Source organism: Streptomyces chengmaiensis, assembly GCF_029846775.1.
Lineage (GTDB): Bacteria > Actinomycetota > Actinomycetes > Streptomycetales > Streptomycetaceae > Streptomyces > Streptomyces chengmaiensis.
Window position 1 is genome coordinate 1 of record NZ_JARWBG010000033.1, and the last position, 22,950, is coordinate 22,950.

Below are 22,950 nucleotides of genomic sequence, written 5' to 3' on the forward strand. Positions count from 1 at the left end.
CGGCCCGTCCCGCCCCGCCCCGTCCCGCGCCCGCCGCGCCCGCCTCGGCCCGTCCCGCACCCGCCCCGTCCAGCCCCGTCCCGCACCCGCCGCGCGGCGCCGCGCACCTCACTCCGTGCCCCGGCCGCCCGCCGGAGGCTGATCGCGCGTGCATCCCGTGGCCGGCGCGTACCGATGAGTTGTGGACCGCATGGCCGTCCACTTACATGTGGACGCCGAGCAGCCCATCGTCATACGCCTCGAAGGCACGCTCACACCCGCCGACCCGCTCCGGCTCTGCCGGGAGCTGAGCGAGCGGCTCGCGCACCGCCGGCCCGGGGGCGCGGGCCCCGAGGTGATCTGCGATGCCAGTGGCCTGGTGTACGCGGGGCTCGCCGCCGTCGACGCCGTGGCGCGGCTGCGACTGGCCGTGCGGCGGGAGGGCGGGGTGCTCAGGCTCCGGGGGGCGGGACCGGAGCTGAGGGAGCTGCTGAAGCTGGTCGGGCTGGGGCAGGGCCCGGGCTGAGCGGCCCATGGGTCTCGCCCCGTTCGGCAGTCCCCGGAAATTCGGCAGTCCCCGGAAATTCGGCAGTCCCCGGAAATTCGGCAGTCCCCGAGAAGGCGTCGGCGAACGGGGAACCGGGCGACCGGCCGCGATGGGCCCGCACAACGTTGGAAGGCCGATTGCTGCGCCTTCCGCGGAGCCTCAGGAGTCGGCGTCCAGGCGCTCCGGGAGGTCGAAGAGGGGGAACCAGCGCGTGGTGTCCAGGAAGGAGTTGATTCCGGAGATCCGGCCGTCCACGATCTCGATCACCATCAGCGCCCACGGGGTGTATCCCGTGCCGTCCTCGCTGCGGTGGTAGTGCGCGAAGGCCGGGGTGCCGTTGGCGACGGTGGGGATCAGCCGGGAGTTGCGGCAGACGGAGCCGACGCCCAGCATCCAGCCGACTATGTCGGCGTGGCCCCGGAGCCACAGGTCGTACGGCGGCATGGAAAGCGTCGCGTCCTCGTGGAGGAGCGCCGTCAGCGCGTCCATGTCATAGCCCTCGAAGGCCGCCACATAGCGGTCCAGCAGCCTGCGCTGCTCCTCGTCCAGCGGGTTGTCCGCGGCCGTCTCGGCGGGCGGGGAGTCCGCGAGCGTCGCCCGCGCCCGCTGGAGGGCGCTGTTGACCGAGGCCACGGAGGTGCTCAGCAGCTCGGCCACCTCGCTCGCCCGCCAGGCCAGCACCTCGCGCAGGATCAGCACGGCCCGCTGTTTCGGCGGCAGATGCTGCAGTGCCGCGACGAACGCGAGCCGGATCGACTCGCGCTCCACCGCAGTCTCCGCCGGGTCCGCGGCGGACGGCAGCACCCGCCCGTCGGGCACCGGCTCCAGCCAGGTGACCTCGGGGCGGGTGTTCAGCTGCGCCTGCGCGACCGGGGTCGGGGCCGTGAGGTCCATCGGGCGCGCCCGGCGGCTGCCCGCATTGAGCATGTCCAGACAGACGTTGGTCGCGATGCGGTACAGCCAGGAGCGCAGCGAGGAGCGCCCCTCGAACTTCCCGATGTTCCGCCAGGCCCGGACCATGGTGTCCTGCACCGCGTCCTCCGCCTCGAAGGACGAGCCCAGCATGCGGTAGCAGTAGCCGGTCAGCTCCCTGCGGTGCTGCTCCAGCCGTGCGTCCAGGTCTTCGGTCGTCGCCAGATCGCTCATCTCGATCCACCCCACTCGCCCCGCGACGCTGGTCCACGCCGACGATGAGGAAGCTACCGGAACGGTCTGACAACCAGCCTCACATATGCGCGCCGGCCGTCGCGAGCTGCCGCCGGACCTCGGTGCGGGCAGCGCGCTCAGCGACGCGCGCGCAGTGGGTCCCGTACAGGGTGATCGAGACGACGCCGACGACGGCCACCAGCCCCAGCAGGACCGTTCCCGCCCAGCCCCCGGCGTGGAAGGCGACCGCGCCGAGCGTGCCGCCCGCGCTGCTGCCGAGGTAGTACGCGGACTGGTACAGGGCCGACGCCTGGGCGCGTCCCCTCTTCGCCGTGCGGCTCACCGCGGACGAGGCGACCGCGTGGCCCGCGAAGAACCCGGCCGTGATCAGCACCAGGCCGGCCAGCACCGCGGTCAGCGTCTGCGCCAGCGACAGCAGCAGACCCGCAGCCGTGGTGACGACGGCGAGATAGAGCGCTCCGCGTCGCCCCATCCGGCCCACCAGCTTGCCCGCGGCGGCCGAGGAGACCGTGCCGACCAGATAGACCAGGAAGATCGAGCCGACCACACCCTGCGGGAGGCCGAACGGTTCCCCGGCCAGCCGGTAGCCGATCACCGTGTAGACCGCGCCGAAGACGGTCATGAACAGAGCGCCGATCCCGTACAGCCGGAGCAGCAGCGGATCCGCCAGATGGCCGCGGACGGTGCGGGCGACCGCGCGCGGCCGCAGCGAACCGGGGGTGAAGTGCCGGGCTCTGGGCAGCAGCGCCCGGAACGCGACCGCGCAGACCACCGCGAGCACCCCGACCGCGGCGAGGCCCGCGCGCCAGCCCCACAGCTGGGCCGCCCAGCCGGCCGTGATCCGGCCGCTCATGCCGCCGATGCTGTTGCCCGCCACGAACAGTCCGATCGCGCCCACCAGCGCCTTGGGACGCACCTCCTCCGCGAGGTACGCCATCGCCGAGGCGGGCACCCCGGCCAGTGCGGCGCCCTGCACGGCGCGCAGCGACACCAGCCATTCGAGGCTCGGCGCGAGCGGTACGAGCAGTCCGACGGCGACGGCGACCGCCAGCGAGACGGTCATCATCCGCCGCCGCCCGAAGCGTTCGGAGAGAGTGCTGAGCGGCAGTACGGCGAGGGCGAGCGCGCCCGTCGCGGCGGAGACCGTCCAGCTTGCGGCGGAGGCGCTGACGCCGAATCCCGTGGAGACGGCGGGCAGCAGAGCCTGGGTGGAGTAGAGAAGAGCGAAGGTCGCGACGCCTGCCGCGAAGAGCGCGAGGCTCATCCGGCGGTAGGCGGAGGTACCAGGGGACAGCTGGTGGGCGTCCACCGCGGTGGACGCCTTGGTACTGGCGGGAGGCATATAACGAAAGTAGAACGCCGCACTTCATGCGTCCAATGCATGGAATGGGGATAATCGTTCCCATGGCGCATGAACGCAGCTCACAGCATCGACTGTCACCGAGTAGTTACGAAGAAGACGTCGCGCTGCTGCTCGCTCCGCGTCTCGCGTACTTCGCCGGAGTGGCCCGCCACGAGCATGTGACGCGGGCGTCGCTGGAGATGGGCGTGCCGCAGTCGACGCTCTCGCGGGCGATGGTCCGGCTCGAAGAGGACCTGGGGGTCGAACTGTTCGCCCGCAAGGGCCGTACGGTCTCCCTCACCCCGTCCGGGCGCGCGTTCCTGACGTCCGTGGAGCGGGCGCTCGCGGAGGTCGAGCGGGCGGCCGACTCGGTGCGGGCGGACGCCGACCCGACGGGCGGGAAGGTGGCGTTCGGGTTTCTGCACACCATGGGGTGGGAGACGGTGCCCGAACTGATCCGGGCGTTCCGGGTGGACCATCCGCGCGTGCGGTTCACCCTCGTCCAGAACTACGGCGAGGCGATGATCGAACGTCTGCGGGCCGGCGAGCTCGACCTGTGCCTCACCTCGCCCGTCCCGGACGCGCCGGACCTCATCGCCCGGCGGCTGGACGAGCAGCGGCTGCGGCTCGTCGTGCCGGACGACCACCGGCTGGCCGGACGCAAGCGGGTGCGGCTCGCGGAGGCGGCGGAGGAGTCCTTCGTCACCCTGGAGCCGGGGTACGGGCTGCGGCGCATCACGGACGACCTGTGCGCCGAGGCGGGTTTCAAACCGCGGGTGGCCTTCGAGGGCGAGGAGGCGGAGACCCTGCGCGGGCTGGTGGCGGCGGGCCTGGGGGTCGCCCTCCTCCCGCCGCCTGCCGTGGCGCGTCCCGGGGTCGTCGAACTGACGGTCACCGCCCCGCGGGCGGTCCGGGAGATCGGCGTCGCCTGGCTGGACGGTCACCCCGAGACCCCGCCGGTGGCCGCCTTCAGGAAGTTCCTGCTCTCCCGCCGGGGCCACCTGCTCCCGACATGAGTCCGCCGAGGCCCCGGCCGTCCCGCCGCCGACTGCCGTGCGGCGATCAGTCGAGCCGGGTCATCGGGCCGCTCCCGATCCGGTCGGCCAGGAAGCTGTTCAGCGCACGGAGGACGAGCAGGACGACGAGCCACTGGAGCACCATGGTCGCGGCGCTGAAGCCCACCAGGGGGTTCCACCAGTCGTCCGGTGCGAACTCGGTGATCGCGCGGTGGATCCACCAGCCGATCAGTACGGCGAACATCAGCGGGAACAGCCGGATGAGCCACGGCCACCACGCCCAGACGGGAAGGTCGCTCACGGCGTCGAGGTCGGCTCGTGCCCGTTCGAGTCCGTACTTCATCATGGCGAAGGCCGCGAGCAGCCCGCCGATCAGCAGGGCGACGCCCCAGACGAAGTCCTGGTTGGAGAGGAAGTCCAGGCTGAACGCGGACGGAAGGCCGGCGACGGCGGTGACCGCGACGACGAGTCCCACCGCCCGCGGGCGGGAGACGCCGGCGTCCATGACGTTGCGGGTGGCGAGTTCCACCATGGCGATGAGGCTGGAGATGCCCGCCAGGGCGAGTGCGAGGAAGAACAGCACGCCGAAGAACGCCCCGCCGGGCATCTCGTTGAGCAGCTGCGGGAAGAAGATGAAGGCCAGGCCCTCGTTGCCCGCCGTCGCGCTGTCGATCTGCTCCTGCGTGCCCAGGGCGAACAGCGTCACGATGACCGCTGTGCCGGCGAGCAGGGAGGCCAGCAGGTTGCCCCCGCACACCACGGTCGCGTTGAGGCCGAAGTCCTCCCTGCTGCGCAGATACACCGAGTAGGTGAGATACAGGCCCCATCCGGCGCCGGTGGAGAACGCCATCTGGCTGAACGCCTGGAGCCACAGCTGTGCGTCGCCGAGCCTGCTCCATTCGGGTGTGAAGAGGTGCCGCAGCCCTTCGGTCGCGCCGTCCAGCGTCAGCGCCTGGACGGCGAGGACGACGAGGATGGCGAACAGCAGCGGGATGGCGTATTTGAGCACCTTCTCGAAACCGCGTTTGAGGCCGCGGACCACGACGGCGCCCACGATCGCGACGGCGACGAGATGGGACAGGACGGTCTGCCACGGCGTCGCGGTGAAGTCGTCCCACAGCGCCTGGGTGTCCCGCTCAGCGGTGAAGGTACCGGTGAGCGCATAGACCAGATACCGCAGGGTCCATCCGCAGACCACCGAGTAGTAGAACGTGATGGCGAGCGAGGTGGCGGCCATGAAGCCGCCGAGCCAGGCGAACCTCCTGCCCATGAAGTCGCGGAACGCCCCCACCGTGCCCAGCCTGCTCCGGGAGCCCATGTAGGACTCGGCCATCAGGATGGGGATCGCCCACACCAGGTTGGCGACGACCAGGGCGATGAGGAACGCGCCGCCGCCCCACTCGGCGGCGACCCGCGGAAACCGCCAGATGTTGCCGGTGCCCACGGCCATGCCGATGCCGGCGATCACGAAGGTGAACCTGCTTGCGAACACTTCCTTCGCTGCCATCGCGGCACCTTCCTCGCTCCTCGTGCGGATCGCCGCCCGCACTGACTGGCTAGCACGCCGGCTCGGCCGCCGCGAGCCGGCCGCCGAGCCTGCCGCCGATCCGGGGCGCGGGGCCGGGGCGCGGGGCCGGGGCGCGGGCCGGAATGAAGAGACGAGACGCCGTCAGATCTTTGGCCGACTGGCCAACGACCCCGGGCGCCCCTTGCGTTTACACTCCGCGGATTCTCGAACGGCAAGGGAGGAACGAGTGCTGCTCCTGACCGTACCCGCCATGATCACCTTTGCGGTCTATCTGCTGGCGATGGTCTCCGTCGGCGTCCTCGTCTACCAGGAGACCCGCACCTACCACGACTTCGCCCTCGGCGGCCGCAGGCTGCGCGCCCCGGTGGCCGCGCTGTCGGCCCAGGCCAGCGACATGTCCGGCTGGCTGATGCTGGGGCTGCCCGGCGCCGTCTACGCGGCCGGCGTCGGCGCCACCTGGATCGCGGTCGGTCTGGCCGCCGGCACCTATCTCAACTGGCGTTTCGTCGCACCCAGGTTGCGTACGTACACCGAACGCGCCGGGGACGCCGTGACGCTGTCGGCCTATCTGGAGGAGCGGTTCGAAGACCGCACCCGGCTGATCCGCATCGTCTCGGCCGCGGTCATAGTCGTCTTCTTCACGCTGTACGTCGCCGGGGGGCTGGTCGCCGGCGGTCTGCTGTTCGACGAGATCTTCGAGGTCGGGTACGAGTTCGCCCTGACCGTGGCCGCCGTGGTGATCGTCGTCTACACGCTGCTGGGCGGCTTCCTGGCGGTGAGCGTGACGGACGCGGTGCAGGGCACCATGATGTTCCTGGCGCTGCTCGTGCTGCCGGTGCTGGGCATCGGAGCGCTCGGCGGCTTCGGCGCGCTGGGCGACGACCTCGCAGGCAAGTCCCCCGAACTCCTGGACATGGGGGCGCAGGCCAGTTTCGCGGACGGCCGGTGGACGGACGGCGGATCGCTGGGCCTGATAGCCGTGATCTCCCTGCTGGCCTGGGGGCTCGGCTACTTCGGCCAGCCCCATGTACTGGCCCGCTTCATGGCGATCCGCAGCGCGGAGGACATCCCCCTCGCCCGCCGCATCGGGGTGGGCTGGGTGGTGGTCACGCTGACCGGCGCCTCGCTCGTCGGGCTCCTCGGCATCGCCCTCCTCGACGAACCGCTGGCCAATCCGGAGACCGTCTTCATCGGGCTCTCGGTGGATCTGCTCAACCCCTGGGTCGCGAGCCTGCTGCTGGCCGCGGTGCTGGCCGCGATCAAGTCCACCGCGGACAGCCAGCTGCTGGTCTCCTCCACCGCCCTCACCGAGGACTTCTACCGGGCCTTCCTCAACCGCAGTGCCTCCGACACCGTGCTGCTGCTGGTCGGCCGCATCACCGTCGTCACCGTCGCCGTCGTCGCCTATGGGATCGCGCTCGACGGGGGCGCGGTGCTCGACATCGTCGCCTATGCGTGGGCGGGCTTCGGCGCGGCCTTCGGCCCGGTGATCGTCCTGTCGCTGTACTGGCCGCGGATGAGCGCGGCGGGCGCCATGGCGGGCATGGTGGCCGGTGCGCTCACCGTGGTGCTGTGGGAGGACATCGACCCGCTCCTCGGGCCGTTCGAGTCCGGCATCTACGAAATGGTGCCGGGCGTGATCGCCGCGACGCTCGCCGCGCTGGTCTTCGGCCGCTTCGTCGGACGCCCGCCCCTGCGCACCTGGTCCGGCCCCGGGGGAGACCGGATGAGGAGAGGCAGGGGCGCACTGCACGCATAGCCGCCGACTGCGCCCGCGGTCCGGTCCGTGTTTCCGCGTGCCTGTCGAACGGGCCGGGCCGCGTGCCTGTCGAACGGGCCGGGCCGCGTGCCTGTTGAACGGGCCGGGCCGCGCGGCCGTGGCGTGGTCCAGGTCACCAGGTTCTGCGCCGGTTCTTTGGCCAACTGCACGAAACCGAGCCGAGCGGGGCGGCCCTACGGTTCCCCGAACGGCGATCCGGGGTCCGGGACGTCTCGACGGCGTCGTCGTCCCCGGCCCGGAAGAAGGGGACCGCAATGCCTCTGACACACCATCCTCATGCCGCTCCCGAAGAGCTTCCCGCACTCGCCCAAGGGGCGGAGAGCGGATTCCTCGGGACCGTGGAAGAAAAGATCAACGCGATATTCGATCCGATCGCCACCGGGCTGGGAGACTTCGTCTTCGGCGAGGTGTCCCTCTTCGGGATCAGCTTTCCCTGGATCGTGGCCTGGCTCGTACTCGCGGGCGCGGTCTTCACTCTCTACTTCGGATTCATCCAGGTCCGCGGGCTCCGGCTGGCCCTGCAGATCCTCCGCGGCCGGCACAGCCGCAAGGACGACCCGGGCGAGATCACCCACTTCCAGGCCCTGACGTCGGCCGTCTCCGGAACGGTGGGCCTGGGCAACATCGCCGGCGTCGGCGTGGCCGTCACCATCGGCGGGGCGGGAGCCACCTTCTGGATGGTGCTCTGCGGACTGCTGGGCATGTGCTCCAAGTTCGTCGAGTGCACCCTCGGCGTCCGCTACCGCGACCACCACCCGGACGGAACCGTCTCCGGCGGTCCGATGCAGTACCTGCGCAAGGGAGTCGCGGAGCGGCTGCCCGGATCCTCCGGCCGGTTCCTCGGACGGGCCCTCGCGGCGCTCGCCGCCGTCATGATCCTGCTCTTCGGGATCGGCGGCGGCAATATGTTCCAGGCCAACCAGACCGTCATCCAGATCCGCGACATCACCGGAGGGGACGACGGCCCGCTGGCAGGCGACGGCTCGGCGCTGGCGCTCGGCGTCCTGCTGGCCCTTGTCGTCGGCTTCGTCATCATCGGCGGCATCAAGTCAATCGGCCGTGTGACCAGCCGCCTGGTGCCGGCCATGGCGATCGTGTACGTCACCGGCTGCCTCATCGTCATCCTCTTCAACGTCACTGACGTTCCCGCGGCCTTCGGTGAGATCTTCCGCGGCGCGTTCACCGGGGAAGGCGTCGTCGGAGGCACCATCGGCGCGCTGATCGTCGGCTTCACCCGGGCCGCGTTCTCCAACGAGGCGGGGCTGGGCTCCGCACCCATCGCACACTCGGCCGTGAAGACCCGCTACCCGGCGACCGAGGGACTGGTCGCACTGCTCGAGCCGTTCATCGACACCGTGGTCGTCTGCACCATGACCGCGCTGACCATCGTCATCGCCGACACCCAGCTCTGGAACGACGCGAAGGCGGACTACGCGGCGAACGGAAACACCGTGGACGGTGTCACCGTCACCTCCTCGGCATTCGAGACGGTGCTGCCCTGGTTCCCGGTCATCCTCACCGTGGCGGTGGTCCTCTTCGCCGTCTCCACCATGATCACCTGGGCCTACTACGGCCAGAAGGCGTGGAGCCACCTGTTCGGGAGGAGCAAGCTCAGCGAGCGCGTCTACCAGACGGTGTTCTGCACGTTCATCGTCATCGGCGCCGTTCTCACCTTCGGCAGCGTGCTGGCGTTCACCGACGCCGTGCTGTTCCTCCTCGCGCTGATCAACATCATCGGCCTCTATCTGCTCGCACCGGTCGTCAAGCGGGAACTGGCCCGGTTCCGCACGGCGCTGCGCTCCCCCGAGGAGCGGGACCGCGAGCCCGCCGGGCAGAGCGGCGGGCCGGAGTCGGCCGACCAGACGTCATAGGACGTCATAGGAGGTCAAGGACGTCGTAGAGCGGACCGGAAGGCGCCAAACGGCAGAGACGACGTCCCACGGCCCTGGGGGCTCCGGCAGGTGCGCGTGCGTACGTGTCGGAGCCCCCGGGGTCACTTGCCGGGCGGCACGGCCATCGACCCGTTCTCCAGCAGCAGTTGCAGATGGGAGAAGAGGCACTGGTGGGGATCGGCGAGATCGATCCCGCTGACCGTCTCGGCCCGCTTCAGCCGGTAGCGGAGGGTGTTCGGATGGACGTGCAGCGACCGTGCCGCCGCCCGCACATTCCCGAGCGTCCCCAAATACGCGAGCACGGAAGGCACAAGACCGGACTCGTGCTCGGCCTCGTAGGCGAGAAGGGCGGTGATGCGGGGGTCGCGCAGGCGCGGGTTCTGCTCCAGCAGCGCCAGGGCCTCGCTCAACAGGACTTCGGAGCGTACGTCGGCGATGGTGGCCACGCGTCGCCCGCCGCCGCGCAGGACGATGTCGAGCACCTGGTCCGCCTCCGCCCTCGACTGGGCGATCGCGTGCAGTCCGCCGACCACCGAGCCGATGGCGGCGCGTACGTCAAGCTGCATCCGCTGGCCGGCCGCCCGCACGATCTCGCTCGCCAGCCCGCAGGCGATGCTCTCCCCGGACTGCTCGGGCAGGCCGGGGAGCAGCATATAGACGCGTGAGTCGGCGGCGGTGACCAGAGACCGCCGCCGGTACGCGGCCGCGTGCACGGAGATCAGGCTCGCCATGGTCGCCCTGCGCATCTCGAAGGCCGGACGGCCGGCGTCGCCCCCCGCCCCGCCTCCCGCCGGCCCCGAGTCGAGGGTGAACGCCGCCACGACCGCCGGTTCGTCCGGGTCGGCCCCGATGTTGTCGGCGAACGTCCGGGGGTCGATATGCCCCTCCAGCACCCGGCGGAACAGGCTCTGTTCGAACTCCAGGTCCGGCGAGGCGCCCGTACGCCGCCGGACGAGCTGCAAGGCGGCCGCCCGCGCGGCGCCGACCAGCGCCTTCTCCGCGTTCTCCGCCAGCGGTTCGCGGCCCTCCTGCACCCAGATGGAACCGAGCAGCTGCTCGTCGACGCGGATGCCGATGGCGAGCCGCCTTCTGATTCCTCTCTCGGGCCGCTCGTCGATGCGCACCACGTCGTCGCCGGCGCGCAGCCGGTCGAACACCCCCCACTCGCGCAGCAGGGCGAGGTAGTCGGCCGGGCCCTGCCAGCCCAGGATCGACAGCCGGCGCAGTTCGTCGACCTCGTCGTCGGAACGCGAGTAGGCCAGGACGCGGTTGGCGCTGTCCTCGATGCTCACGATGCCGCCGGTGAGCGCGGCGACCGTCTGCGCGAGGGCGAACAGGTCGGCCTGTCGCCCGGCTTCCGGCACCATGACCCGCGCGTCCGCGACAACACCCCTGGCGAGGGAGTCGAGTTGGGCCCAGCGGACCTCGGGACGCACGCCGAGGACCACGATCCCGGTGTCCTCGGCGATGCGCTTCAGCTCGTCGAGGTCCTCGCCGTGTTCCGTCTTCAGGGCCACCGCCGCGGCCCCCTGGCCCGCGGCGGCGCGCGCGAGGCGGTGGACCCGCGGGCCCCGTGCGCCGATGATCAGCACCAGATCGCCGCGGTAGGGGTCCGGCTCGTCGTCGGCGTCCAGAATCACAACGTCGTTGATCTCGACGTCGAGACCTCCGGGCGCGGCGACCAGCCCGATGACCGGATCGCCGAGCGCGAGCAGCAGCTGCCGCACGACGGCGCCGGCCGGCCTGACTGTGTCGTCCATGGTGACCACCTGTCCTGCACACGAGCGGATGTGCCAGGCAAGATCCACGTGGGGAGAGGCCGGGGCGGACCCCTCGGCCTGGACTTCCTCACCGTGTGACCGTCCGCCACGGGGCGTGATGTCGCTCGCCGCGGCGTGCCGGTGGGACCGACGGTACTCGGTGGGCAGGAGCACATACAACCGTCGGCGAGGGCCTCGTACTGTCGTGCGATCGGCCAAGGTGGGAGGCAAGCCCCTGGCGATATGCACAAAGAGTCCCGGGGGCGCGCTCCGTACCGTCGAGGGGAGCTGGGCAACGATCTTCGAGGAGCGCCGGTGCTGGTCCCCGAGCCACCTGTCCCCGAACCCTGGGGCGCCGATCCGCGCGCCGCCGGCCCGGGCAACGGTCCGACGAGAGGGCGGCTGCTGCTGGTCGGCGACGACGAGCTGACGGCCGCCGTCGCCGACTACGCGACGGCGTGGGGTGCACGGGTCGGCCGGCTGTCCGCGCCGTCGGCAGACGCGCTCGGCGCCGCGCTGGAGCCGGACGTCGACGTCGTGGTGGTCGTTTCGCGGGAGGACATCCAGGCCCTTCGGTACGCACTGCTCGTCGAGCACGCACGCCCCGGGATACGGCTGCTGGTGACGCTGTTCGACAGGACGGTGGCCGGCGAGGTCGTGCGTTCGGTCCCCAACTGCACGGTGATCGGCATGACGGACGCACTGGTGCCGGCTCTGCTCGGCCCCTGCGTGGCGGACCGCCTGGTGACCCTGTGCCGCACGCCCGACGGGAACCGGCTGGGTGTGACGAGCGCCCCGGACGGCGCCCCGGAAGGCACTTTGGACTGCGCCCCGGGCGGAGCTGAGGAGGGGGAAGAGGGCGCGGACGGCATCCCCGGCGGTCTGCGCGTGGAGTCGTCGCCCGAGGTCAGGATCGGCGCGGTGCGCAGGCTCTGGCACCGGGTGCACGCCCAGGTCAGGCCGCTGGACGGCAGTACGAACGCGCTGCTCGTCGGGCTGGCCGGACTGGTCCTCGTGTTCCTGCTGGACACGGTGCTGGGCGCGCTGGTGCTGGGCGAGCCCCTGGTCGCCGCAGCCTGGCATTCGGCGATGGTCCTGACCACGGTGGACGCGGGCGGGGCGGACGGCCACGCGCCGACGTGGTACCTGACGCTGTCCACCGTGAGCCTGCTGTGCGTCCTCGGCTTCTCCGCGCTCTTCACCGCCGGTCTGGTCGACCGGATGACCTCCGGCCGGCTGACCGGCCTCGTCGGCGCGCGGGTGGTGCCCCGGCGCGGTCATGTCATCGTGGTGGGGCTCGGCCAGGTGGGGCTGCGGCTCTGCCTGGAGCTCCAGCGGCTCGGCATCGGGGTGGTGGCCGTCGAACGCGACCCCCGTGCGGCCTGTGTGCCGGTGGCCAAGTCGCTCGGCATACCGGTGATGTTCGGGCGCGCGGGCGACCGCTTCCTGTTGCGGAAGCTCGCGCTGCCCCGTGCACGGGCGATCGTCGCCGCCACCTCGGACGTGCTGGAGAACATCGCGGTGGCGGTGGCGGCCCGGGCCGTGGCCCCCGACCAGCGGATCGTGCTGCGGGCGGGCGGGGACGAGGATGTGACGTCGGAGTCCCGGTATCTGTTCCGGATCGGCACCGTCTGCGACACCCACCGGGTGGGCGGCTCCTACATCGCTGCCATGGCGATGGGGCTGGCACCGCTGGCGACGTTCGCCGTCGACGCTCGTATATATGTACTGCACCCCGATGGGCGGGTGCACGAGGCCGGCCGGTGCGCCCGCATGTGCACGCCCGGCCCGCTCGCGCCCTCCGCCGTCGCCGCCTCCGCCCCCGCCGTCGCGGATTGACCCCGCCGTCTCGGCAGCCAAATCGAAGATCGCCGCCTCCGCCTCCGCCGTCGCGGATTGACCCCGCCGTCTCGGCAGCCAAATCGAAGATCGCCGCCTCCGCCTCCGCCGTCGCGGATTGACCCCGCCGTCTCGGCAGCCAAATCGAAGATCGGCGCTCCGTCCCCGCCGTCGCGGATTGACCTCCGCGGTCGGCCCGAGCCCGGTGACCGCCCCGCGCCGCCGGCCGCGCGCCGCGTACGCGCCAGTGCCCGGCGACGTCCCGGACCGCCCCGGGCACTCCGGGGTGCGACAGTCCACCGCCCTCCATCGGGGTGGGGGCGTGGCCGCCCACCCCCCTGCGGCGCGAAGAGCCGCGCGGGCTTGGCCTTCCGGGTGTACGCCCCGCACCACCGCACGCTGCGGGGGCCCGGCCCGGACATGATGCGCGCCCCTGTCGCCGCATCGCGGCCCGCGCGAAACGCCGCGAGGGGCGTGTGGGGCGCAACCCCCGCACGGAGGAAGAGCGGGCGGGTGGGATGGCCTGCCCGGGGGCTCGGGGTCCGCGCTTGGACTGCCGCCGCAGCGGGCGGGTGGGACGACCTGCCCCGGGGGTTCGGGGTCCGCGCCCGGACTACGGCCGCAGCGCGCGGCCGAAGCCCGCGGCCAGGGGCATCCGCAGCCCCAGCGGCGGCGGCGCCGCGAAGGCGTCGGCAACGGGGCGGGAGTAGGCGCGATCGCACAGCGTGCCGAAGACGAAGTCCGCGGACAGGGCCAGGACTTCGTCGTGGTGCTGGCGCAGCGCATGCCCGTCGGAGTGCACCTCGAACCGGCACGTGCCCGCGTTCGCCTTCTTCACGCGCCCCGCCAGCCGGTACGACAGCTCCGGATCGGTCCGTGCGTCCGTCGTGCCGTGCACGATCATCACCCGCCGCCCGGTGAGCTGTTCCACCGGCTCCAGCGGCTCCACCCCCGACGCGTCGTCCGGCAGCCACGGCGCAAGGGCCAGCACCGAGGTGACAGCGGAATGTCCCGCCGCCCTGAGCGCCGCCCGGCCGCCCATGCCGTGGCCGGCCAGGCACACCGGCACATCGCCGTAGCGGCGTACGACCTCCTCCACCGCCCAGGCCGCGTCCGCCGCGAGGTCCGCGCGCTCGCCGTTCCAGCCGCGCACGCGGTACTGGACGGTGTGCACGGCCACCCCCTCCTGACGGCCGGCTCTGGCCAGCATGCGCCCCAGCGGCTGGGTGGCCGAGTAGGCCAGGGACGAGGGCCGGCGGGTGGATTCGAGCTCTCCGTTCGGCAGCAGGAGCACGGCCGCTGCGACGGCGGCGTCCGCCGCGCCGACGCCGATCCCCGCGCCCGACACGCGGCTGAGGCGCGCCCGCGGGGCCTCGTCGGCGGGGTGGCCGGCCGCGGCCGTGGAGGACACTTCGCCTCGCCGCCGGGTGCGTGCCGCCGGAGCCGTCTGCCGTCCCTGCCACCGGGGCAGTCGTCCCTGCCACCGGGGCAGTGCGAGGTGTGCCATGGCAGAACAGTCTCAGAAGTCCGTGTGTACTCCACCCGTACGCGCGGTCACTGTTACGTATCGACCGGTGTCGTAAGGGGGATCTCTCTACGCGCGTAGGGGCTAGAGTGCGCAGATGACGAGCCAGACACCCAACCTGCCTACCGCGGACCAGATCCGCCGCGCCCCGAAGGTGCTGCTCCACGACCACCTCGACGGCGGGCTGCGCCCCGGCACGATCATCGACCTCGCCCGGGATGCCGGGTACGAGCTGCTCCCCGAGACCGAGCCCGACAAACTCGGCATCTGGTTCCGCGAGGCCGCCGACTCCGGCTCGCTGGAGCGCTATCTGGAGACCTTCGCCCACACCTGCGCCGTGATGCAGACGCGCGACGCGCTGTTCCGGGTGGCCGCCGAGTGCGCCGTGGACCTCGCCGAGGACGGAGTCGTCTACGCGGAGGTCCGGTACGCGCCCGAGCAGCATCTGGAGTCCGGACTCACCCTCGAAGAGGTGGTGGAGGCGGTCAACGCCGGCTTCCGCGAGGGCGAGCGGCGGGCCCGCGAGAGCGGCTGCCGCATCCGGGTGGGCGCGCTGCTGACCGCGATGCGCCATGCCGCCCGCGCCCTGGAGATCGCCGAACTGGCCAACCGCTACCGGGACTCCGGGGTCGTCGGCTTCGACATCGCCGGAGCGGAGGCGGGCTATCCGCCCACCCGGCACCTGGACGCCTTCGAGTATCTGAAGCGGGAGAACAACCACTTCACGATCCACGCGGGCGAGGCGTTCGGGCTGCCCTCGATCTGGCAGGCCCTCCAGTGGTGCGGCGCCGACCGCCTGGGCCACGGTGTGCGCATCATCGACGACATCGAGGTCGCCGACGACGGCAGTGTGAAGCTCGGCCGGCTGGCCGCGTACGTACGGGACAAGCGCGTCCCGCTGGAGCTGTGCCCGACGTCCAATCTGCAGACGGGCGCCGCCGCCTCCTACGCCGAGCACCCGATCGGCCTGTTGCGCAGGCTCCACTTCCGGGCCACGGTGAACACCGACAACCGGCTGATGAGCGGTACGAGCATGAGCCGTGAGTTCGAGCTGCTGACCGAGACCTTCGGATACACGCTCGATGACATGCAGTGGTTCACCGTCAATGCGATGAAGTCGGCGTTCATTCCTTTCGATGAACGACTGGCGATGATCAATGACGTGATCAAGCCCGGTTACGCCGAGCTGAAGTCCGAATGGCTGTTCCGGCAGACCGCTGTGAGCGGCGATTCCCCGGTGCGCGAAGGCTGAGCGGAGCGCATATCGCGAAGCGGCCGGAGATGTCAATCTCCGGTCGTTTCGCGCTGTTTGCGGCTTGTGTCGGCTCATGGATAGCTTGCGGTGCCGCTCTTATCCCCGTCCTCAAGGACTCACCCCTGATGAAGCAGTCTGCCGCCAAGACTCTCGGTGTCGCCGCCCTCGGCGCCGCCTTCGCCGCTGCCGCCGCGGGGGCCGCCGCCGCCGAGCCCGCCGCGCTCCCGGACTCCGCCACCTCGCTGGACACCGTCACCAAGATGCTGCCGGTCGGGGAGGTCGCTCCGGTGCAGGAGGTCGCCTCGAAGCTCCCCGCGGGTGCGAACGAATCCCTCGCGGGCAGCGCCATGAACCTGCCGGCCACCGCCGAAGCCGCAGCGACCAGGACCCTGCCGACCGACCACGCCCACGACCCGGTCTCCAGCCTCCTCGGCCCCGTCTCCCAGGGCGCGGGCGGGGTTCCGCTCCTCGGCGGACTGCCGGCGTCGCCCCTCGGCTGACCGCTCTGCGCCACATAGCGCGTACGACACCGCAGCCCGCGCACACGTGGGGCGCCCGCCGGATCCGGCGGGCGCCCCACATATGCGTCAAGCACGCGTCACCAGGCCGTGTTCGCCGTCTTCTTCTCCGACGGCAGCAGCACCCACAGGGCCAGGTAGAGCAGGAACTGCGGGCCCGGCAGCAGGCACGAGACCAGGAAGATGACGCGCATCGTCGTCGCGGAGGTGCCGAAGCGCCGGGCCAGCGCTGCGCACACTCCGCCGATCATGCGTCCTTCAGTGGGGCGGACAAGTGCGGCCATGGTGGGCTCCTTCGAGAGTCCTGGTCAGTCCTCGCAGGGAGTCACTCCGTGTGCTCCCGATAACTCCATCATGGCCGCAACAGCGGGGCAAAGCATCCCTCTACGGGGCGATCCCCACCCTGGTAATCGTCGGGGTCGGCCCCTGAGGCGACTCCTCCCGCAGTACGGTCCCGGGGCGCGCCCCGCCCCGCCCCGAGCCGCCGCTCCTCGCCGCGCCCGGCTGTCTGCGGCGCAGCCTGGCCCGTCCCACGGGCACCACCAGCAGATGGGCGAGCGCCACCCCGACCGTGTTCAGCAGCAGCGAGTCCACATCGACGACCTGCCCGGGCACACCGGTCTGCAGCAACTCGATCCCCAGCGACAGCAGCGCCCCGGCGGTCACGGTACGGGCCAGCGACCCCCACGGGGAGACATCCAGCCGGCCTCCCGCCATCGGCAGCAGCACCCCCAGCGGGGCCAGCAGCATCAAGCCCTCACCCAGTCGGCGGGCCGCCTCCACGGGGCCGAGCGCCAGATCCGCTCTGATCCCGGCCAGCGGTTCGAAGTTCGCGGCCGTCACCCACAGCACGTCGCGCGGGCGCAGCGTGAGCCAGGCGACGAGCAGCAGATGCGCGAAGAGGAGAACGCCTCCCGCCGCGCGGAAGCGGATGGCGGCGCTGCCGCCCTTACCTTGACGCTGCACGCCCCCCTAGACGCGTACCGTGCGTGAATCGGTTCCGCACCCGGGCGAACAGGTCAGGACGAGGCCGAAGCGGAAGGGGAGGCGGCGGCCGGGGGCAGGGCCGAGAGCGTCGGCATCGGCCCCTCGGGCCGTTCCTTGGCCCGTGTGTCGCACCGGTAGCCCCGGGGCTCGTACTCCCCGGGGCCGCCCAGCACCACAGAGTCCTCCGCCACGGCGACGCCGTTCTCAGCGAAGGTGCACACGATCTGGGCGAGCGCCCCTGCCGGGAGGTCCTCCGGCTGCCGGCTCAGCCGCAGCGTGCCCGCGGGATCGCCCGCACGCGGGCCGCTCAGCCCGATCGGTTCGTTCACATGGGTGGCGAACCCGGCCTCCTGCTCCGCCTGGGACGGCTGCTCGGCCAGCTCGTCCAGCAGCGCCCTGGCGATCAGCAGCGGACTGACGGCCGCCTTCTCCTCAGGGATCTGCGCGACGCGTACCACCTGCTCCAGCTGAGAGGTGCACATCAGATAGATCCGCACCGACAGGCCGTCGGCCTGCGAATCGGAAGCGGCGTCCTCGCCGGACACCTCGCACGGCACGCGCGACGGCGCAGTCCCGGCGTCCACCGGCACCTGGGTCGTCCTGATGCCGCAGCCGCTCAGCACGGCGGCGCCCAGCAGCAGGGCGGCGACCCGGCGGGCTGCTCCCCTCGACGTCCTGGACGACGTCATCGATATCTGCGGCCTCACTGTGCGTCCACCCCCTCGTCGCCGTCCCGGCCGTCGGCGCGTCGGCCGTCCCGGCCGCCCTGACCACCCCGGTCGCCCCGGTCACCCCGGGCGTGGTGACCGTCCCGGCCGCCTCCGCGCCGGTCCTCGCCGCCGTCGGCAGCCTCGCGGAGCGTCGAGGCGTCGCGCGGCAGCCGCAGCGCGAAGATCGCGCCGTCCCCGTCCGGCGAGTTCGACGCGGTGATGTCGCCGCCGTGGATATGGGCGTTCTCCATCGCGATGGACAGTCCGAGACCGCTGCCGTCCGAGCGGGGCCGCGACGCGCTCGCCTTGTAGAAGCGGTCGAAGACATGCGGCAGCACCTCCTCGGGAATGCCGGGCCCGTGGTCGCGCACCTCGATCAGCAACTCCTCCGCGCCGTCCGGCTCTCCCTCTCCACCGAGCAGCCGAACGGACACCCGCACAGGCGAGCCGCCGTGCTTGAGCGCGTTGCCGATCAGATTCGCCAGGATCACGTCGAGCCGCCGAGGATCGAGCCGCGCCATGATCCCCCGCTCGGCGTCCAGCTCCACCGCGTCCAGCCAGGCCCGTGCGTCGATACAGGCGGTGACCTGGTCGGCTACGTCCACATCGTCCAGCACGAGCCTGGCGGTGCCCGCGTCAAAGCGGGTGACCTCCATCAGGTTCTCCACCAGGTCGCCGAGCCGCCGCGTCTCGCTGACCACGAGCTGCACGGCCGGGGCGATCATCGGATCAAGGTTGTCCGCCTCATCCTCCAGCACCTCGGTCACGGCGGTCAGCGCGGTCATCGGCGTACGCAGCTCATGCGACATATCGGCGACGAAGCGGCGGCTGGACTCCTCCCGCGCGCTCATGTCCGCGACCTTCTTCTCCAGCGACTCCGCGGTCTTGTTGAACGTCCGCGCCAGCTCCGCGAGCTCGTCCGTGCCCGAGACCCGCAGCCGGGTGTCGAGCTTGCCCTCGCCCAGCCGCCGGGCCGCCTCGCCGAGCCGGTGCACCGGCTTGAGCACCGTCGTCGCCGCGGCCTGCGCGAGCAGGGCGGAGCCCACCAGCGCCAGCAGGGTCGCGATCCCCAGTGACCAGGCCAGCGAATTGAGATCCTGCCGCTCCTGCTCCAGCGACTTGAAGACATAGCCGGTCGGCCCGCCGCCGATGATCCTGGTGCCGCCCACCAGATACGGCTTGCCGGCGCGCTCGGTGCGCAGCCAGTACAGGTGGTACGGGGCCGCGTTGCCCGCGCTCAGATCCTGCCGCTTGTCCACCGCGTCCCGCAGCCGCGGCGGCACGTCGTCCAGCGTGAACTCGTCCCGGTTCGACGCTCCGACGATCGGCTTGCCCGCGGCACGCTCACCGATCAGCAGCACGTTGTAGCCCTCGCCGCCGGCCATCTGCTGGGCGGTCTTCTCCAGCTCGTACTGGGTGGGGCGCAGCGGCAGCGCGGCGGCCCGGTTCTGCATGTCCTGCCGGAAGCCGTCGAGCGCCGCGTCCTGGGTGCGGGTGAGCACGGCCTCGCGGTTGAGCCAGTAGGCGATGCCGGAGGCGGAGACGGCGGCGGTCAGCGCGACCAGGGCGAAGACGACGACGAGACGTACGCGGAGACTGGTGAGGCGAAGGCCGGAAAGTATCGCGCGCTTTGCGGCACCGCTCAATGTGCTCTTCCGTCCGTGTCTCCGCTCGCGCGGCGCAGTGGCGTCACAGGGATCATGAGGGCGCGTCCAGGCGGTAGCCAACACCCCGCACGGTGCGGATCAGGGTCGGCGAGGACGGCACGTCCTCGACCTTCGCGCGCAGCCGCTGCACACACGCGTCCACCAGCCGTGAGTCGCCGAGGTAGTCGTGCTCCCAGACCAGCCGCAGCAGCTGCTGGCGGGAGAGCGCCTGTCCCGGCCTGCGGCTCAGCTCCAGCAGCAGCCGCAGCTCGGTCGGCGTGAGCTGAAGATCCTCGCCGTTCTTGGTGACCGTCATCGCGGAGCGGTCGATCACCAGGGAGCCGAACGTCGCCGAGTCGGTCGACTCGCGCTCTCCGCGGCGCAGCACCGCCCGGATGCGGGCGTCGAGGACCCGGCCCTGCACAGGCTTCACGACATAGTCGTCCGCGCCCGACTCCAGGCCCACGACGACGTCGATGTCATCGCTGCGCGCCGTGAGCAGGATGATCGGAAGCTGGTCGGTGCGCCTGATGCGGCGGCACACCTCGAAGCCGTCGATGCCGGGCAGCATCACGTCCAGCACGATCAGATCCGGCCGCTGCTCACGCAGCATCTTGAGACCCTCCTCGCCCGTCGCCGCGGTGGCCACACGGTGGCCCTGACGGGACAGGGAGAGCTCGAGGGCCGTGCGGATGGCGTCGTCGTCCTCGATCAGCAACAGGAAAGGCACGGCGTCATTCTGACCTATGGGGGAGCCGGAGTTCGACCGTTGGCCGACCAGTGGACCGGCTCCGCGGCCCGTCCCCACACTTTCCGCACATGCCCACGTCCCCTGTGACGCGGCTGTGACAGTCGGCGGACAGGGCGATGAAACTGCCCGGGCAAGCTCTTTGGCACACGGACACACCACCCGGAAGACACTCCACACGACAGGGGGGCGCGAGATGAACGCACTGCACAGCTCCGGTTCGAGCGCGGTGATCACGCGGCTCCACGACATCGGCCGGAGTGACCGGGGGAGTGAGAAGAAGTCCGGCGCTGTGAGCGGGCGGGGGTGCGTTCGCGGCGCCGGGCGTCAGCACAAGCCGCCGTACATGGCGGTGGTCGACGCGCCCGAGGGGGGCGGCGGGAGTGCGCAGGGGGAGGCGACGGGGGAGCGGCAGATCTGCTCGGAGGCGGAGTTCACCGCCTTTGTGCAGGAGCGCCGCGCCTCCCTCTACGCGACCGCGTACCACCTGACCGGCGACCGGTTCGAGGCGGAGGACCTGCTGCAGAGCGCGCTGTTCTCCACGTACCGGGCCTGGGACAGGATCACCGACAAGGCCGCGGTCGGCGGCTATCTGCGCCGCACGATGACGAATCTCCACATCAGCGCCTGGCGTCGGCGCAAGCTCAACGAGTACCCGACGGAAGAGCTGCCGGAAACGGCCGGCGACACGGACGCGATGCGGGGCACGGAACTGCGCGCGGTGCTGTGGCAGGCGCTGGCCAGGCTTCCGGAGCTGCAGCGGACGATGCTGGTCCTGCGGTACTACGAGGGACGTACGGACCCCGAGATCGCGGAGATCCTCGACATCAGCGTCGGCACGGTGAAGTCCAGCATCTGGCGCTCGCTCCGCAGGCTGCGGGACGACGAAGTCCTCAGCCTCGGCCGCGACCAGGAGGAGTCCTTCGGCGAACTCGTCGCCTGAGGGGCGGGGGGAACGGGGAAAACGGGGGGGACTTCGGTCGGCGGCATCGGGGGAGGCTGCCGACCGGGGCCCGAGGGTCTCGCGTTGGCAGACGGGGACCGCGGGTACGGGGGAGAGACGCGGGGGACACGGGGGATCGTGGGACCGGACAGGCCGGGGGGTCTTGTCCGGTCCCACGCGTCTGTCTCCGGGTGTGCTGATGCCCTGCGGCTGGAGGCTGGGTATTGCTGGAGCGTGGAGGGCATCAGAGCCCGGGCGGCGGCAGGCCGCGCGTCCGTATGAGGCATTCAGCACGCACAGCAGGATCGGCCGGGCTCCCACGTGGCGCAGGCAGGCAGCGATCCGGCTGCCGATCAGCCCGGCTCCCCCGGTGGCCAGCACGGTCCGGCCGGAGAGTTCCGGCTCAACCCGCCGCGATGCCGGCGCAATCGTCCGGTTAGCCCGCCGTGCGGCCGACATCACCCTCGCCGACCTCGGCAAGCGGGTCGGCTATACCGCCGCCTCTCTGTCCCGGATGGAACGTGGCAAGCAGCCCATGCGCGACGTGCTGCTGCTCCGGAACCTCGCCGCCTGCCTCGACATCCCCCCGCACGCACTCGGCCTCGCGCCGCAACGGCAGCGAGCCGTCTCGGACCGGACCGACGCCACTAGGGTGGGCACACAGACTCTGTTCGGCGAAGAGGGAGACGACCCGGTGCGACGCCGAATGCTCCTGGCAGGAATGGCCGGAGCCACCACCAGCGCGGTCCTCGGACCGCCAGCCGCCGCCCACGCACCGGCACAGCCGAGTCTGTCCGGCTTGGAAGACCTCCTGCTGCACCGGCAGCACGGCCGTCCACTCACCCCGGACCCCACTCCGTCAGCCGTCACCGCAGCGGTGAACGCCGCCCGAGCCGATTTCAGCGCTTGCCGCTACGACACCCTCGCCCGCGCACTCCCGGCCCGGATCGCCCTCGCCCAGGCCCTTGGCGCTCACGGGTACCCGGAGCAGGCGGCGACCGCAGTCGCCGAGCTGTACACCACCGCAACCCGTCTGTGCATCAAGCTCGGCGAAGACGGCCTGGCCGCCGTCACCGCCGACCGGGCCCTCACCGCGGCACTCGGCGGTGCGGACGCCCTCACCGTGGCCGAAGCCCACCGCATGGTCTCCTCCGCCTGGCGCCGCCAAGGCCACTACGCCCGCGCCACCGACGTCGCCGTCACCGCCGCCCAGCAGCTGACCGCCGACCGCACCACCGACGCAACCGAACGGCTCTCAGTCCAGGGCAACCTGTACGCCACCGCCGCCTATACCGCAGCGAAGCAAGGCGACCGGCACACCGCATACGCGCTCATCGCCGAGGCCGAAGCCACTGCAGGGCAACTCGGCCACGACGCACTGCTACGCGGCACCGTCTTCGGCCCCAGCCAGGTGCTCCTTCACCAGGTCTCGGTCAGCCACCTTCTCGGTGACGCGGGCCAAGCCATCGAACACGCCCGGCGTATCGATCCCACCGCCCTGCCCACCACCGAACGCCAGGCCCGATACTGGATCGACGTCGCCCGGGCCTTTGACCAGTGGGACAAGCCCGACCGCTGCTACCGAGCCCTCCTGGCCGCCGAGCAAGCAGCGCCACAGGAGGTTCGTCGCAGCTCGGTGCGGACCGTGGCCGCCGACCTGATGCGGCACGAACGCGCCCTCCTCGGAGTACGTGCGTTCGCCCACCGCGTCGGCGCCCTCGCATGACCTGCTGATCCGTCGGAGCAACCAGTCGACAGCCATCGGCCC

The 22,950-nt window shown here is 71.6% G+C and carries 19 protein-coding genes; 9 read left to right on the forward strand and 10 right to left on the reverse strand.

Annotated elements, in window-relative coordinates:
• The first annotated feature begins 190 nt into the window (after positions 1-190).
• Positions 191-505, forward strand: coding sequence for an STAS domain-containing protein (locus QCN29_RS24385; protein ID WP_279930797.1), 315 nt, complete (start codon positions 191-193; stop codon positions 503-505).
• Between the two features lie 180 nt (positions 506-685).
• Here QCN29_RS24385 and QCN29_RS24390 read toward each other — a convergent pair whose 3' ends face one another.
• Both QCN29_RS24390 and QCN29_RS24395 read right to left on the reverse strand, forming a co-directional pair.
• On the reverse strand, positions 686-1,672 hold the full coding sequence (locus QCN29_RS24390; RefSeq protein WP_279930798.1) for a sigma-70 family RNA polymerase sigma factor: 987 nt from the start codon (positions 1,670-1,672) through the stop codon (positions 686-688).
• A 79-nt stretch (positions 1,673-1,751) separates the two neighbouring features.
• Positions 1,752-3,035 (reverse strand): MFS transporter, encoded by a 1,284-nt coding sequence (locus QCN29_RS24395; RefSeq protein ID WP_279930799.1) that lies wholly within the window; start codon positions 3,033-3,035, stop codon positions 1,752-1,754.
• A gap of 62 nt (positions 3,036-3,097) precedes the next feature.
• Between QCN29_RS24395 and QCN29_RS24400 the strand changes: the two genes are divergently transcribed.
• The gene (locus tag QCN29_RS24400; protein ID WP_279930800.1) at positions 3,098-4,051 is read left to right on the forward strand and encodes a LysR family transcriptional regulator; all 954 of its coding nucleotides are present in this window, start codon (positions 3,098-3,100) and stop codon (positions 4,049-4,051) included.
• Between the two features lie 46 nt (positions 4,052-4,097).
• Here the strand turns inward: QCN29_RS24400 and QCN29_RS24405 are convergent, their stop codons facing one another.
• Positions 4,098-5,558 (reverse strand): sodium-dependent transporter, encoded by a 1,461-nt coding sequence (locus QCN29_RS24405; protein WP_279930801.1) that lies wholly within the window; start codon positions 5,556-5,558, stop codon positions 4,098-4,100.
• A gap of 271 nt (positions 5,559-5,829) precedes the next feature.
• Here QCN29_RS24405 and putP point away from each other — a divergent pair, with 271 nt between their 5' ends.
• Positions 5,830-7,338: a sodium/proline symporter PutP gene (gene putP / locus QCN29_RS24410; RefSeq protein ID WP_279930802.1), complete on the forward strand. Its 1,509-nt coding sequence runs from the start codon at positions 5,830-5,832 to the stop codon at positions 7,336-7,338.
• A gap of 275 nt (positions 7,339-7,613) precedes the next feature.
• Positions 7,614-9,230: an alanine/glycine:cation symporter family protein gene (locus tag QCN29_RS24415; protein WP_279930804.1), complete on the forward strand. Its 1,617-nt coding sequence runs from the start codon at positions 7,614-7,616 to the stop codon at positions 9,228-9,230.
• Positions 9,231-9,352: 122 nt separating this feature from the next.
• On the opposite strand, the gene QCN29_RS24420 is transcribed toward QCN29_RS24415, so the two are convergent.
• Complete coding sequence (locus tag QCN29_RS24420; protein ID WP_279930805.1) at positions 9,353-11,011, reverse strand: PucR family transcriptional regulator; 1,659 nt, start codon at positions 11,009-11,011, stop codon at positions 9,353-9,355.
• A 315-nt stretch (positions 11,012-11,326) separates the two neighbouring features.
• Here QCN29_RS24420 and QCN29_RS24425 point away from each other — a divergent pair, with 315 nt between their 5' ends.
• Entirely contained in the window at positions 11,327-12,850 is a 1,524-nt protein-coding gene (locus QCN29_RS24425; protein ID WP_279930806.1) for a potassium channel protein, read from the forward strand.
• A 613-nt stretch (positions 12,851-13,463) separates the two neighbouring features.
• Here the strand turns inward: QCN29_RS24425 and QCN29_RS24430 are convergent.
• Positions 13,464-14,198: an alpha/beta hydrolase gene (locus QCN29_RS24430; protein ID WP_279930886.1), complete on the reverse strand. Its 735-nt coding sequence runs from the start codon at positions 14,196-14,198 to the stop codon at positions 13,464-13,466.
• A 274-nt stretch (positions 14,199-14,472) separates the two neighbouring features.
• On the opposite strand from QCN29_RS24430, the gene QCN29_RS24435 reads away from it, so the two are divergent.
• Together QCN29_RS24435 and QCN29_RS24440 are read left to right on the forward strand one after the other, a co-directional pair.
• Complete coding sequence (locus QCN29_RS24435) at positions 14,473-15,627, forward strand: adenosine deaminase (protein ID WP_279930808.1); 1,155 nt, start codon at positions 14,473-14,475, stop codon at positions 15,625-15,627.
• Positions 15,628-15,755: 128 nt separating this feature from the next.
• Positions 15,756-16,130, forward strand: coding sequence for an ATP-binding protein (locus tag QCN29_RS24440; RefSeq protein ID WP_279930810.1), 375 nt, complete (start codon positions 15,756-15,758; stop codon positions 16,128-16,130).
• Positions 16,131-16,228: 98 nt separating this feature from the next.
• Here QCN29_RS24440 and QCN29_RS24445 read toward each other — a convergent pair whose 3' ends face one another.
• The 5 genes from QCN29_RS24445 to afsQ1 form a co-directional block, all read right to left on the reverse strand.
• Positions 16,229-16,432, reverse strand: a complete 204-nt coding sequence (locus QCN29_RS24445; protein ID WP_240137541.1) for a PspC domain-containing protein — start codon at positions 16,430-16,432, stop codon at positions 16,229-16,231.
• A gap of 100 nt (positions 16,433-16,532) precedes the next feature.
• Entirely contained in the window at positions 16,533-17,114 is a 582-nt protein-coding gene (locus QCN29_RS24450) for a VanZ family protein (protein WP_240137539.1), read from the reverse strand.
• A gap of 53 nt (positions 17,115-17,167) precedes the next feature.
• Positions 17,168-17,824, reverse strand: coding sequence for a hypothetical protein (locus QCN29_RS24455; protein WP_279930813.1), 657 nt, complete (start codon positions 17,822-17,824; stop codon positions 17,168-17,170).
• A 14-nt stretch (positions 17,825-17,838) separates the two neighbouring features.
• Positions 17,839-19,491: a HAMP domain-containing sensor histidine kinase gene (locus tag QCN29_RS24460; protein ID WP_279930814.1), complete on the reverse strand. Its 1,653-nt coding sequence runs from the start codon at positions 19,489-19,491 to the stop codon at positions 17,839-17,841.
• Between the two features lie 52 nt (positions 19,492-19,543).
• Positions 19,544-20,221 carry a two-component system response regulator AfsQ1 gene (gene afsQ1 / locus QCN29_RS24465; RefSeq protein WP_240137534.1) on the reverse strand — a complete coding sequence of 226 codons (678 nt, stop codon included), beginning with the start codon at positions 20,219-20,221 and terminating at the stop codon, positions 19,544-19,546.
• Positions 20,222-20,435: 214 nt separating this feature from the next.
• On the opposite strand from afsQ1, the gene QCN29_RS24470 reads away from it, so the two are divergent.
• Both QCN29_RS24470 and QCN29_RS24475 read left to right on the forward strand, forming a co-directional pair.
• Positions 20,436-21,182: a SigE family RNA polymerase sigma factor gene (locus QCN29_RS24470; protein WP_279930817.1), complete on the forward strand. Its 747-nt coding sequence runs from the start codon at positions 20,436-20,438 to the stop codon at positions 21,180-21,182.
• Between the two features lie 370 nt (positions 21,183-21,552).
• The gene (locus QCN29_RS24475) at positions 21,553-22,908 is read left to right on the forward strand and encodes a helix-turn-helix domain-containing protein (RefSeq protein ID WP_279930818.1); all 1,356 of its coding nucleotides are present in this window, start codon (positions 21,553-21,555) and stop codon (positions 22,906-22,908) included.
• Positions 22,909-22,950 lie beyond the last annotated feature (42 nt).